Origin of the sequence: Rhizobacter sp. Root1221, from assembly GCF_001425785.1 — a bacterium.
GTDB lineage: Bacteria > Pseudomonadota > Gammaproteobacteria > Burkholderiales > Burkholderiaceae_C > Rhizobacter.
Genome location: NZ_LMDI01000004.1, coordinates 62,452 through 76,205 on the forward strand (window position 1 = coordinate 62,452; position 13,754 = coordinate 76,205).

General features: G+C 68.6%; 11 protein-coding genes. 10 read left to right on the top strand and 1 reads right to left on the bottom strand.

The window, feature by feature from the left end; genetic code table 11:
* Window positions 1–10 precede the first annotated feature (10 nt).
* From ASC87_RS04140 to ASC87_RS04185, 10 genes are all read left to right on the top strand, one after another.
* Window positions 11–1,030 (top strand): hypothetical protein, encoded by a 1,020-nt coding sequence (locus ASC87_RS04140; RefSeq protein ID WP_056657124.1) that lies wholly within the window; start codon window positions 11–13, stop codon window positions 1,028–1,030.
* Window positions 1,027–1,287: a hypothetical protein gene (locus tag ASC87_RS04145; RefSeq protein ID WP_056657127.1), complete on the top strand. Its 261-nt coding sequence runs from the start codon at window positions 1,027–1,029 to the stop codon at window positions 1,285–1,287. Before ASC87_RS04140 ends, ASC87_RS04145 begins: the two co-directional genes overlap by 4 nt.
* An 80-nt stretch (window positions 1,288–1,367) precedes the next feature.
* Window positions 1,368–2,084, top strand: coding sequence for a hypothetical protein (locus ASC87_RS04150; RefSeq protein WP_235582044.1), 717 nt, complete (start codon window positions 1,368–1,370; stop codon window positions 2,082–2,084).
* Window positions 2,081–3,532 (top strand): S8 family serine peptidase, encoded by a 1,452-nt coding sequence (locus tag ASC87_RS04155; RefSeq protein ID WP_056657133.1) that lies wholly within the window; start codon window positions 2,081–2,083, stop codon window positions 3,530–3,532. Before ASC87_RS04150 ends, ASC87_RS04155 begins: the two co-directional genes overlap by 4 nt.
* A gap of 69 nt (window positions 3,533–3,601) precedes the next feature.
* Complete coding sequence (locus ASC87_RS04160) at window positions 3,602–5,380, top strand: hypothetical protein (protein WP_056657136.1); 1,779 nt, start codon at window positions 3,602–3,604, stop codon at window positions 5,378–5,380.
* Between the two features lie 51 nt (window positions 5,381–5,431).
* On the top strand, window positions 5,432–6,478 hold the full coding sequence (locus tag ASC87_RS04165; protein ID WP_200954303.1) for a hypothetical protein: 1,047 nt from the start codon (window positions 5,432–5,434) through the stop codon (window positions 6,476–6,478).
* 43 nt (window positions 6,479–6,521) lie between these two features.
* Complete coding sequence (locus ASC87_RS04170; RefSeq protein WP_157603837.1) at window positions 6,522–7,847, top strand: hypothetical protein; 1,326 nt, start codon at window positions 6,522–6,524, stop codon at window positions 7,845–7,847.
* A 2-nt stretch (window positions 7,848–7,849) separates the two neighbouring features.
* Window positions 7,850–9,058, top strand: coding sequence for a hypothetical protein (locus tag ASC87_RS04175; protein WP_056657142.1), 1,209 nt, complete (start codon window positions 7,850–7,852; stop codon window positions 9,056–9,058).
* Window positions 9,055–10,017: a hypothetical protein gene (locus ASC87_RS04180; protein WP_157603838.1), complete on the top strand. Its 963-nt coding sequence runs from the start codon at window positions 9,055–9,057 to the stop codon at window positions 10,015–10,017. Before ASC87_RS04175 ends, ASC87_RS04180 begins: the two co-directional genes overlap by 4 nt.
* A gap of 4 nt (window positions 10,018–10,021) precedes the next feature.
* The gene (locus ASC87_RS04185; RefSeq protein WP_056657148.1) at window positions 10,022–11,452 is read left to right on the top strand and encodes a hypothetical protein; all 1,431 of its coding nucleotides are present in this window, start codon (window positions 10,022–10,024) and stop codon (window positions 11,450–11,452) included.
* Between the two features lie 70 nt (window positions 11,453–11,522).
* Here the strand turns inward: ASC87_RS04185 and ASC87_RS30565 are convergent, their stop codons facing one another.
* Window positions 11,523–13,715, bottom strand: coding sequence for a TonB family protein (locus ASC87_RS30565; RefSeq protein WP_157603839.1), 2,193 nt, complete (start codon window positions 13,713–13,715; stop codon window positions 11,523–11,525).
* Window positions 13,716–13,754: the final 39 nt, after the last annotated feature.

Genomic DNA, 13,754 nt, shown 5'->3' on the forward strand with positions numbered 1-13,754 from the left:
TTCTCGCGCGATGGACGGTTCATTCTGGGGCGGCCGCACGACAGCGTCTTCCGCAGGTGAATCCGACGGTAACGACCTTGCCGCGCCGTCGTCGAGTCCGGGCGGCAAGGCGCCGCCGGCGACCGAGACGATCGGGCGCCGCGCCGGCGCGCTGTCCGACGAACTCGACTTCCCCGCGTTCGTCGGATCGCTGATTCACGGCACCTGGGACGCGATGGTCGACAGCGCCATCCGCCAGATGGACAGCTATGCAGACCTGGTCGCCGCGGTGTCGAAGCCGCTGGCGCAGTTCCGCGATGAGAACGTCACGGCCAACCAGGCACGTGATTGGCTGATTGCCCAGTACCCCGGCGATCTCGCGCTGGCGCAGCAGGACGGTGCGCCGACGCTGGCGCTGCGCGGCGGTGTCGACGAGTCCGGGGACGGTCCGTCGCCCGGTTGGCTGCGCGATTTCGGCCTGGAAGGGCAGCCGCTGAGCCCGGAACTGCTGGAGGAACAACTCGTTCCGATGGCCCGCGACCGCGTGGCCGGTGACCGCATGCAGACGCTGGCGACGCTGGTGATGCTGGGCATGAACCGCATCGTCGTCCGTGACGGCTCCATCACGGCACGCCTGCGCTTCCGGGCGTCGGCCAGCGACAAGAGCTCGGTGGACTACGCGGTCAGCGATGACCCGGGCAACGGCAGCCCGGCGGGCAGCTGGTCGACACGCGGCAGCACGTCGTACAGCGCGCCGGTCACCAAGGTGGCCACGGTCGGTGTGAATGCGCAGACCGACAGCGCACTGAATGCCGAGCTCTTCGGGGAGGTCAAGATCAACTTCGCGAGCGAGACGATTCCGCTGGACCGCTTCGTCGACGATGCGCGCCGCACCCTGCTGGAGCGCGCGGCGCGGCCGGTACCGATCGCGCCACGTGCCGCACCTGTGGCCGCTGCCATCACCGCGCCAGCCGTGGTGTCGACGGCCCCGACCCCGACCCCGACCCCGCTGCCCGGCGGCGCGCCCCAAGGCGGCGGAGTGCAACCATGAACCGCGCTGAACTCCGGCGGCCGCTCGAGGACATGATCGGCGAACTGGTCGATGGGTTGGCGTCGTTGTCCTCGCTGGAGCTGCGCGTGACCGGCATCGAGCTCGCGCTGCCGGTGGAGACGCGGGTACTGGGCGGCCCGTCCGGCCTGGTCGTGCATGCCGACCTGCCGACGCTGCGCACGCGCACCGCGTTCGACCTCCCGGTCGGCCGATTCGTGCTGCGTCTCGCGGCCACACCGACGGAGAGCGCGGCATGAACTCCTCAGGAAGCACGGCCGTCGCGCTTGAGGACTTCATCCAGGCGGTGCAGTCGCAGCTCGACACGGCGCAGACCCGCATGACGCTGAAGGCGCAGAACGACCGGTTGCCGTTGACGTTCGCGATTCGCGACATCTCGATGGACCTGAAGGCGCATGTCGAACTCTCGCATGGCGAAGTGCGCATCCGCCCGGCCGGCCCGGCCGATGCCAACCCGACCGTCCTGCACCTGGTGTTCACGGCGATCACGCGGCCGATGATCGACGAGAACGCGGTCCAGCTCGCGGTCGACAGCCAGGACGACGTTCCCCTGTCGGACCTCGGCGACGCGCTCGACGACGACGAGCGCCGTCGGCTCGAGGGCATCGGCGTGCGCACCGTGTCCAAGCTCGAGGAGATGAAGAAGCGTGGGTTCGGATCGTCCCTCGGCCGGATCACCCGGCTGCCGGTCGACAAGCTCGAAAGCGTGCTGTCGCGAGCGACACGCCCGATGGTCTCGGACATCGAAGGAGAGGCGCTGCGCGACGGCGCCGACGATCTGCGCCAGCGCTTGCGCGTGAAAGGCAAGAACCTGCTGCGTGACGGCACACCGCCCACCGTCTCGATCGGTGGCCGGCCGGTCAGCGTGATACAGGCGTCCGATCGCGAGATCTTGCTGGCGCCCGACCACGACCAGATGGCGGGTCAGATGAGCCTCTCGCACGACCGGCATTCGGCAACCGACGTGTGGTTCGACCAGCAAGCGGCCGCCTCGCGCGCTGCTGCTCGACAAGCGGCGCCAAGGACGGAGCCATGAGCGCGCTGGGCCGCACCGTGCAACCCTGGTCGCACCGATCGGGCACTTATGCGCTTCCGCGCAGCCTCCTCGTGCGGTTGAAGCTGGGCGAAGTGCCGGCGGGGATCCCGACGGTGCTCGACGTGCGGCGCCATGCGGTGGCGGCCGCGCAGTCAACCGGCCACGATGCGCTGGACCGTGTGGCCAAGGCGTTCGCCGGCGGTGCGATCCGGGTTTCGCGGCTCCATGGTGCGGCGCGGGCGCTGCATGTGATCGGCGGGCGGCACCGCGGCTACTCGGAAGACGAGGAAGTCTCGGGCATCTCGCGCGTGTTGCGCTTCGACGTCGCGCCGGGCACGCACGTGGGATCGATGGCGGTCTCGCTGATGCAACTGGGCATCGTCGAATCCGCCATACCCAACTACGTGTGCACCGTCGGGCTCGATGCGTCCGCGGCGAACGCGGTCAACCCGGATGGAGACGACGGCTGGCCTGCGCGCGACCTGGTCAACGCGCGCGCCGCGCTCGCGTACTGCAACGGCGATCCGGCCATCATCATCGGCTTCGTTGACAGCGGCATCCAACCGGAACATGCCGAGTTCAGCCAACGGCTGCGCCGCGGCTACGACACCGTGCAACTCGGCGCCGGCGAGCTGGCCGGTGGCGTGACGCTGCTTGGCGACAACACCGGTGCCGACACCAATCCGATTGATCGTTTCGTGGGCCACGGCACCGGCTGCGCCGGGATCATCGGCGGGGAGGGCGTGGCCATGCCACCCGGCCTGGCTGGAGAATGCCGGATGCTGCCGATCCGTTCGCTCGGCTCGGCGCGGTTTCCCGGGCGCTCGGCGGCGGTGGGGGTCGGGGCGCTGAGCGATCTCGACATGGGCCTGGTGATGGCGGTGCAGCTCGGCGCCAGCATCATCAACTGCAGCTTCGGAACCGACGACGAAGACCTCGAACCGGGCGCCCCGAAACCGCATGCCGAGGCTGTGTCGTTCGCCACTGCGCGCGATTGCACGCTGGTGGCCGCCTCGGGCAACAGTGGCGACCGTCGCATCTACTGGCCAGCGGCCTATCCGCAGGTTGTTGCGGTCGGCGCGGTCGCGTTGGACCGCTCGATCAGTCCGTTCACGACGCGCGGCGATCACGTCGCCCTGTGCGCGCCGGGAGAACGGATTCTCACGACCTCGCTCGATGGCTATCAACGCGCCACCGGCACCAGCTTCGCGGCGCCATTCGTGGCCGGCGCAGCGGGCCTCCTGGTGGCGCGCGCGCGTGCGCGCTCGGCCTCCCTGGATCCCGCCACGCTGAAGTCGATCCTGATGGCCAGCGCGTCACCGCATCGCGCCGGCGTGGGGTCGGGCCACGGCACCGGTGTGCTCGACGCTGCACGAGCGCTCGAACTGCTCGACCAGGCCATCGATGCCGATGAGAGCACCGCCCTGGGGGGAGCCGATGACGGGTGACTCGAATGCCTCCACCGCCGATGCAGCGTCGACGCGGTGCCGCCTACTTCATCGAAAGGGACCCTCTCCATGACCAGCATCTCCTCCATCAATTTCATCGACGTTGCCAGCCGCGAGAAAGCGGCACTGCAGAGCATCGAGATCGATCTCAAGAACCTCGAGAGCCGCAAGAACAAGAACATCCCGCTCAGCGAGGCCGACGAGGTCGAGCTGGCGCGCTTGAAGGCCATCAAGGAACTGGGCGGAACGAAGTACACCGACCCGCTTTTCGCGTGCACCCGCGCCGAGCTGATGTCTGACAGCACCGGCCTGCAGACGATCGTGATCGACCACGATTCGGACGGCACGCTGAAGGCTCGAAAATCCGAGGGAAACGGAGGTGAGCCCGACCTCGCGACGGTGCGCACGGCCCTCATCCTCGGCCTGCTCCAGCTGAACAAGGCACCACTCCCGCCGCTGGTGGTCGTGGATCGCAAGCATGCCAAGGGTCGCATCCTCGTGGGAGACGAGAACCACGCCAACGCCGCCAAGTTCAGGGAAGCCCTGTTCCAGGCGATCGGGCGCACCGCGGGCCACCTGGCGCTGGCCACCAAGGTCCTGGAGGTGTTCGCCGAGGCCTTGAGCCTGGGCAATGGCGACGGCGCCGACGACGCCGGTGTTTCCTCGCGCGAGTACGCCGAGGTGTTCACGAAACTGATCGACCAGGGCGTCACGGCGAGCGATCCCAATCTGAAGCGGCGCGTCGCTGACTGCCTGGACCGCGTTCAGGAGGTCGGCGAGGAGCGGCCGCTGCACGAATTCGAGATCAACCTGCCCGACCTCGAGGCGACCACGGCGTTCGAGGTGCAGGCCGACCACTGCAAGCTGTTCGGCTCCTTCATCTTCGCGTCGGCCTTCGAAGAGCTGCGCGCGTTCCAGGTCGTCGACACGCTCGTGGACATGTCGCAGCGCGGCGCCATCTCGCTGGTTCGTGGCAAGGCCGGCACGCAGCTCTACAACTACTGGCGTGCCGCACCGAACCGGATGAGCGAGAACGAGCGGCAGACCTTCTATGCGATGACGCTCGGACTGCCCACCGGGCAGCCGGGTGTGGCGGTCAACACCGACTTCCAGGACCTGTGGTTACGCTTCGTCTCATCGGTGTCGACGCTCGTGCGGGAGAGTCGCGTCGACCAGCTGCTGCGCTCGGCGCTGCCGATGGCGATCAACCAGCAGCAGGTCAAGAAGTCGGCACGCGACCTCGCCGTCAACATGTCGGCGCACGGCTACGGCATGGTGTTCTATGCCGCCGTCGACCTGCAGAAGCAGATCAACGAGATGATCTCGCTCTTGCAGGACGAAGAACTTCGTGCCTCATTCGGCGCCCGCGACATGTGGGGCGTGATCGACCAGGTGGCGCAGACCGAACTCGGCGGTGCGCGCAACAGCTCCAAGTACCGGATGCTGGCAACCAGCGGCGCGATCATCACGAGCTGGATGGCCCGCAATACCAATCGGCTGCGCGACCCGACGCTGCCGATGGTCGACATGAATCAGGTCACCAACCCGCCGTCACGCCTGTCGGGCCAGACCGCGGTCTCTGCGCCCACCGACTACGACCTTGTCAATGCCTGCGAGATGTGGCTGGCCGATTCGGCGCTCGGCGACGACCGCGTCGAGCAGATGTCGCAGCCGCGCGAGTCGCCTCAGCAGACCAGCCGGCCGATCCAGATCCCATCGATCGCGCGCGACCTGCTCGAAGGCGTCGGGCTTGGCATGGGCGTGGGCCTCGGTGCCGGCGGAAACGGCAATGGCAACGGCTACGGCTACGCGAACGGCCGTGGCAGCTCGCGCTACCAGGGCTACTAGGAGAACCTCATGTGGCTGAGAACTTCTTCAATGGGTGACGAGCCCTTGAGCATGCACGTCAAGAAGCGGTTGGGTTCGGCTTCGCAGAAGCTGCGCACCGCCAATCCGTCGAGCTTCATGGAAGGCATGATCGAGGACAGCTTTGTCTATCCCGCGGGTGACCCCCGCTATGCGCGCAACGCGCTGGCCCCGGGATCGGCGCCGATCGAGACCTTGTTCAGCACCGCGCAGCCACGCTCGCTGTCTTTCAATCTCGAGCCGCTCGGACCGGACGCGAGCGGCGGCGATCGGCGCGACATGGCGAGCCGCGAGATGCGCCGCATGATTGGCGGAAACTTCGGCAACGAGGCTTTGCGCTGGTTCGACGGGGCGAGCGAATCACAACGTGGCTTGGCGCGCAGCGCGGCGCTGAATTACGGCGCATTCTTCGGCTCCAGCTTCGATGCGAACGGGTTGCAATCGGCGACGATCACCTACGAGGGGGGTGGGCACGCTTCCGGCGAGGTGAACCCGGCATTGGCTCGGCTGATCGGGGCATCGATGTCCGCGATGCCGGGCATGCGGCCGATCTTCACGACGCTGATCGCGGGCCGGGACCATGGCAGCCAGTGGATCACCTTCCTGATGAGCAACGGGTTTCGCCTCGTGGAGATGCAGCCGATGCTCGACGAACTGGGGCTGGGTGGGCGACTCGCCGGCCTGCTGCAGATCGTCGGCATCGCGTTGGGCGGCCGCTTCGACATCCCTCCGGGCGCCGCCCTGGTCGCGTTCGGACGCGGGCCACAGGGCGTCGAACTCGAGCTGCAGGTCATGCTGGATGCGATCGCCGACGTGCCGCCGAACTTCCTGCAGTTGCTCACGATGAACCTGCGCGAACGGCCTCGCGAGCTCGGCGCGCTCGAGAGCTTCCTCGACGCATTCACGCCAGATGACAACGTGTGGCCGGGACGTTTCTCGATCCTCGGCATCCGCATCGGCCCCACGGGCCCCCCGAAGGTGAGCCTGTTCCTGCGGCCGATCGAGTTCGAGATCACGCCGGCTGCGGCGCGGATGCCGAACGGCGGGGCCGCGGACGTCCTGCCCTCCACCGCCGGTTGAGTTCCCGGCCACCGCGCCGCATTCATCATTTCGAGGACGCCACATGCCTGCTACTGCCCGCCCTGTCGCTCAACCGACCGACGCCGCCGCGCCGACGCCGCGCCCCGAGGTGCGCGCGAAGGTGATGGACCTGCTCGGCGGCACCGACTCGTTCCGCCAGATGCCACGGGAGCGTCAGAAGCAGGTGTTGCACGACACCGCCCTGATCGCCGACGCGCTGGTCGGATTGGCGGAACCCGGCACCGCATCGGTCACGTCTCGGGCGTTGGCGGGCGGGGCCGACCAGTGGGCGTCGGACCAGGCGGCAGTCGACGCCATCGGCAACGACACGTTCACTGCCGGAGCCGCGCGCGAGGGGGCGGCAGTGGCCGGTGAGTTCATCAGGCAGGTCAACTTCGTGCAGTTCGTGTCGGGCCTGATCGACGGCGTCTTCAACTCGATCGTGACGTCCAACATCCAGCAGATGGAGGCCTATTCGAAGATGGTCGCCGATGTGTCGAAATCGCTGAACCAGTTCCGCGACGACAACACGTCGCCTGACCAGGGCAAGGACCACTTGGTGGAGCAGTTCCCCGACGTCTTCGACATCGGCGCGGACGGCTTCTCGGGCGATCCGACACCGAAGCTCAAGCTGAAGGACGGCGTGGACCAGGACGGCGCGCTCAGCCGCGTGCGTGGGGCGCTCGGCGACTATGCCGAAGGCTCGATCGATTCGATCGACGTCACTGACCCCGAGGTGCAGGAGACGCTGATCAAGGCTGCGCGCGGCCAGATCGCCACGTCACGCCAGCAACTGCTCGCGACCATGGTGCTGATGGGCCTGTCACGGATCGTCGTGACCAACGGCAAGATCTCCGCGAAGATCATGTACGACTTCAATGCGTCCTCCCAGCGCCAGCTGTCGCGCACGGCGATGGCGCGCGACTACGCGCGGGACTCGGCCGGCAACATGCAGTTGATCGAAGAGAGCGAGAGGGAGGAGGAGACCACCGACAAGGGCAAGCGCGCGTACGAAGGAAGCTACGAATCGGGCAAGTCCAACTACACCGGGACCTACGACGCCGACTACTACACCAAGGGGAAGTACAAGTACGCCCAGCGGCCGACGATGACGGCGCAGAGCATGGCCGCGGAGGTCCAGAACGACAACTTCACCGCCCGCGCCAGCTTGGCCGGGCAAGTGGAGGTGAACTTCAAGTCCGACTACATGCCGCTGGACAAGATGGCCACGCCGGAGATGATGGCGGCAATCCAGATGCGGTCCAAGCCGGTCGATCACAACAAGCCGCAGTACACGCCCGGCCCTGCGAGCGCACCAGCCCCCGCGGCGGCGCCTGCTCCCGCTCCTGCTCCTGCGGTGAGGGCCTGATGATGAGCGCGTCGCTCTCGGCCGCGCCGGCGGCCGGACTGTCCGCCGAGGCGCTCGCGCGTGTGCGGCCGCAGGTGCAGGCGATGCTGATGCGCATTCCGGCGTACTCGCACCTGACCGGTGAGGAACAGACCAGGCTCGCACACGACATGGTGAAGGTGCTCGCCTACATCGACGACCCGAATGGTGTCGTGACGGCGGTGTCGGAACAGGTGCCGTCGGCCGAACCGGTGCTGGCCGCCGCGCAGGCCGACGCCAATGAGCAAACGCGCCAGAACCTCTCGAAGTCGCCGGGCTTCGCTGGCAAGGACTTCGTCGCCGGGGCGGCGGAGCAGGGCGTGAAGCAGTTCACCAACCTGGTGAAGAGCGTGGATTTTCCGGCGTTCGTGGGGGGCTTGATCAACAACGTGTTCCGGGTCATCGTGGAGACGTCGATCGAGCAGATGCGTGCCTACGGCGAGCTGGTGGCGAACGTCGCCAAATCCGTCGAAGACTACATGAGCGAGAACATCGGCGAAGGCCAGGGGCGAGACTATCTGGCACAGCGCTTTCCCGACCTTCTCGACCTTGACATCGACGGTGATGGAAAGTCCAAGCTGCGCATCAAGGCGGAAGACAGCGAAGCGGCCTTGGGCGAGATCCAGAATACCCTGAACATCCCCGGCGAGAAGATCGAGGACATCGATGACGACGACGCGGAGTTGCGCCTGGTCAACGGGGCGCGCCTGACGATGGCGAAGTCGCGCCAACAGCTGCTCGCGTCAATGGTGATGCTGGGCATCAACCGGATCGTCGTGACAGACGGTTCCATCTCTGCAAAGGTCAAGTTCTCGATGCGCTCGTCGGACGAAGGCAAGCGCGACTACCAGGCGGCGGCCTATGACCGGCAGACCAGCCGCAACAAGAGCGTCAGTGCGTTCGGCGGCAGCTTCCTCGGCTTCGGCGGCGGTTCGGTCAATGTCAACGAGCAGTCGCACGTCGCTACCGTCAGCACCAGCAACGACGAAGCCAGTGATTCGAAGCTCGAGATGGACGCCAAGCTGATGGGCGAGGTGCGGGTGAACTTCAAGTCGGACTACCTGCCGCTCGAGAAAATGGCCACGCCGGAGATGATCGGTGCGATCCAGGGCAATTCGAAGCCGGCAGCACCACCTCGCATGGGCACCGTGGCACCGGGCCAGGTGCCGGCGTCCGGGGTGGCTGCGCCGTGAAAGCCGTGCGCTTCGCCGACTGGGTCGCGATGCCGTTCGGCCTCAAGCGGGCCGTGGATGACGCGAGGAACCTGCTGCTCGCCGCAGAGAGCCACGCGGTCATGATGGCCGAGCTGGGCGACATCGACCTGCCCCCTGCCACCATGGCCGATGCCATGCAGCTGCGCGCGATCGCCAGCCTGTACCTTGCCTCGACGCTGGAGGCTGCGGGATTGATCCAGGCCGCGGAAGACTTCACCGCGCTGGTGCGAACCGGGGCGATTCCTGGCGATCTGGGCGAGGCGGCACCGCTCGTCGGGGCCTTCTGGAAGACCCGCGCACAGCGCATCAACGAGGCCGAACGGCTGGCCCTGTTCGGGCGGCTGTTCGGCGCGCCTTCCGGGCCCGACGATGCCGCTGGCAGCGCCAACCGTGACTTCGAGGAACTGCTGCTCGATCTCTGCGACGCCATCATGAAGGCAGCCGATGGCGGTAGCCAGGGCCACTTGCGGACGGAGGGCTTGCGGCTGGCCGAGAACATCGCGTCCACAGCCAACGAGATGGTGCAGATGGCGGCGCGGGAGATTCTCGACAACCTGGGTCAGGCCATCGCGATCCTCAACCATGCCGACGTGCGCGCGATGCTGGCGGCACACACGCTGTGGGATGCGGTGACCTCGATCGACCGCCGATTCAAGCGGCCGCCGCGTCCGACGCTGTCGCATCTGCGCCGCGGACGCGCCGGCATGGCGGTGCTGGCGTGGCTCGCCGATGGGGTGGATTCCCTCGAGCGTGGCGCTGGCGCTTTCCTCTCAGCGGGCGACACGGTGATCGACTCGGCGATCGAGTGGGTCGACGAGACACTGCTGCTCGTGCGCAGCGAGGGGGGCGGTGTGTCCTCCAGCGATGCGGGGCCCGTCGGCGTGGCATCCCCTGGCAGACAGCGCACCGGTTCGGCCTGGCGCGACCTGGGGCGGTGAGCCCATGAGCGCGGGCCCGGTTTCCGCGAGGGCTCTCGAGCGGCCGCCCGGCGAGCTGCGCCAGGCCGTACGCGAGTCGCTACTTGCCGCACCGGAATATGTGTCGCTTCAGGAAGAGGAACGGCGGGCCATCGCCCATTCGCTGGTGCGAATCGCCCACGCCGCCCGGCTCCTGGAGGAGGAGGGGGCGATCGTGCCCCCTCCCGCGCGCAACCGAAGCGCGCCCACGACGAGGGCAATGAACGCCAGCGACGAGCTCGGTGGCCGGGCGGTTGACAGCATGGCCAGCACGACGCGCAACATGATTCGGGCGATCAGCTTCCCCCGCTTCGTCAACGAGCTGATCACCGGCGTCTTCAAGGCGATGGTGGAGACCAATCAGCAGCAGCTTCAACAGTATGTCGAGCTGGTGCGCGGCGTGTCGCAGTCGCTCGATGGCTTCTCCGCGCTGGGCGGCGGCAGCGAGGACATGGCCAAACGCTGGCTGGCGGACCAGTTCCCGCAGAGCTTCGCCATCGAGGCGCCCGATCCCGACGACCAACCCCGCCCCGGCGACGTTCCCGACCCCGATGACGCGCCCGAGCCGCTCCGGCTGATCACGCGAGGGCCTCCGCCCTCGCAGGAGGCATTGCGCGCAACACTCAGTCTCGAACCGGGCGAACAGGTGCCGAGCGGCGGCGGCCCTGAGCTGATCGGGTTCGTGCGCCGATCACTGGCTCGCAACCGCCAGCAGATGCTCGCGACCATGATCCAGATGGGCATGCAACGCATCGTTGTCGATTCCGGCCGCATCAGCGCCGGGATGCGGTTCCACATCGACGCCGGTTCGGCGGCCGCCGAGCAGCGCCACGACGGTTTCGATACCCGCACCACCGTCGGCGCCAGTGGCTCGGCCGGCTTCGGTTGGTGGAGTGCATCGGCGTCGGTGAATTCGACGATCGGCTATGTCCGGACCAGCGATGTGCAGACGCGCGAGGAGGTGAACGCGTCAGCCGACCTCACGAGTTCGGTCGAGCTTCATTTCCGCACCGACCAGGTTCCCCTCGACCGCATTGCCTCGCAGCAGACGGTGCAGCGGCTTCAGCTCAACACGCTGAACCCCGAGCGCGAACTGCAGATTGCCGCGGACACCGATCGAGCGCGCGCCACGGCCAGCCAGGCGGTCGAGACGGCGCGGGCGGCCCGCCCTGCGGCACCGCTGGCGCCCGCCCTGCCCACCGCGCCGCTGCCCACCGCGCCGCTGCCCGACCGGGCCGCCGTGGGCTCCAAGGGAGGCCTTCCGGCAGCCGCGGGAGCGGGTACCGGGAAACCGAGTCATTCCGGTAGTGTCACGACCCACGGCACGGCCGCGCTCCCACCTGGGGGCGCGGCCCAACCTGTGGGGAAGACCCCGGCGGCAGCGGCCCCCGGCGCGTCCTCGGGGAAACCGCCGTAGGCATGCAGGCCGGTGAGTTCATGGCGCACGCCCATCCCTGCCGCGGGACCGGGGCGGTGGATGCTGGACGTCAGTGCAACCGGACAGCAGCGTCGAAGTACCAGGTTCGGCGGATCTCCATCACGTCGACGTCGCGGGCCAGCGCCGGCGGGAACGCGGGGTAGGGCCGCTGGTTTTCAACGATGCGCCGTATCGCTTCATCGACTTCCGGCACGCCGCTGGAGACCACGAACGTCACCGACTCCACGGAGCCGTCGCTTCGGACGGACACCGTCACCATGGGCGGCGTGTGAGGCCGCGCGGCGATGTCGCGCACCGTGTCGACCGCCGTGTTGAGCTGGATCTTGCGGGCCCACGCTTCGGCGTACGCCACGAGTTCGGCGTTGGGGTCGGTGCGCCCCCACAGCCTGACGCGGCGTGCGGTGCTCAGCGACAGGGGCAGCGAATTGGGCGGAGGCTCCGCCGTCGAGGTGGCGTCACGCTGGGCGGCTTCCTCATCGAGTTGGCGTCCGATGGCCCGCAGCACGGCTTCCCGTTTTGCTTCCTTCTTCTCCTGTTCGGCCGCGGCACGCGAGGCCTCCTGCCGCGCGGCAGCCTGCCCTGCAGCCTCCTGGCGTTCGCGTTCCACGCGCGCGGCGTCGGCGCGAGCCGTCTCCTGGCGAGCGGCCTCCTGTCGCCGTGCCTCCTGCTGGGCCGCCGCCTGCCTCGCGGCTTCCTGGCGTTCCGATTCCAGGCGGGCGGTCTCGGCCCGGGCCGTCTCCTGGCGAGCAGCYTCTTGCCGGAGGGTCTCCTGCCGGRCCGCGGCCTGGCGCGCAGCTTCCTGGCGTTCGGACTCCAGCCGGGCGGCTTCGGCTCGGGCGGTTTCCTGGCGGGCAGCCTCTTGCCGGAGGGTCTCCTGCCGGRCCGCGGCCTGGCGCGCAGCTTCCTGGCGTTCGGWYTCCAGCCGGGCGGCTTCGGCTCGGGCTGTCTCCTGGCGGGCGGCCTCTTGCCGGAGGGTCTCTTGCCGGACCGCGGCCTGGCGCGCAGCTTCCTGGCGTTCGGTTTCCAGCCGGGCGGATTCGGCTCGGGCTGTCTCCTGGCGGGCGGCCTCTTGCCGGAGGGTCTCCTGCCGGGCCTCGGCCTGTCGCGCAGCTTCTTGGCGTTCGGACTCCAGCCGGGCGGCTTCGGCACGGGCTGTCTCCTGGCGGGCGGCCTCTTGCCGGAGGGTCTCCTGCTGGACCGCGGTCTGCCGCGCAGCTTCCTGGCGTTCGGACTCCAGCCGGGCGGCTTCGGCACGGGCTGTCTCCTGGCGGGCGGCCTCTTGCCGGAGGGTCTCCTGTCGGACCGCGGTCTGTCGCGCAGCTTCCTGTCGTTCGGACTCCAGCCGGGCGGCCTCGGCTCGGGCCGTCTCCTGGCGAGCGGCTTCTTGCCGCCGGGTTTCCTGCTGGGCCTCGGCCTGTCGAGCGGATTCCTGGCGCTCAGCCTCCAGCCGCGCCGCTTCGACACGAGCCGTCTCCTGGCGCAGCGCCTCCAGCCGGACCGCTGCTTGCCGGGCGATTTCCTGGCGTTCGGTTTCCTCGCGTTCGGCCTGCAGCCGCGCGTCCTCGATGCGGGCTGCTTCCTGGCGAGCGGCTTCCAGCAACTGCGCTTGCCGCGCGGTGGCGTCGCCATCGCCGTCGCCGTCGTGAGGCGCCGAGGTGGGGGCCTCCGGGCGCGACGCGCTTGGCGCGACTGCGACAACAGATGTGGGTGCACGCACGACCGGCGTGGCGTCCTCGGCGGGCGCCGGTTCGGCAACGGCCGGCGTCGTAACGGGCAGGGGCGCCGTAGGGGCGGCTTCAGAACGAATGGGCACAGGCACAGGCACAGGCACAGGCACAGGCACAGGCACAGGCGGCTGGCTGTCCGGCCTCGCCTCCGCTTGCACCAGCGGCTCGTGCGTTGCCGGCTTCTCTTGCGGGCGACGCGCTGGCGGCGTGGCTGGCGCCGGTACGCGGGCAAGAGGCGGCTCGACCGGTGCGCGGGGTGAGGGTTCCTCCCGCGGCCCGGCTGCCGGCCCGGCGGGCGGGACACGTGCCGGCGCCAGCACGATGTGCAGATCGGGCACTTCTGCCCGGCGCTCTTGCCAGGGGAGGGTGAGGCCGGGAAGCCCGCGTTCGTCGCCGCCGAACGCCAGGTTCAACAGCAGCGCGTGGATCAGCAGGGAGAGCAGCAGCGGGCGGGCCACGCCCGTTGGCCTGGGTGCCGCCGCTTCAAAGAAGCTCGTGATCCGCGTGTGGGCCATTGCATCGATTCTCATGGATCCCGGCGCGCTGCTGGCGCC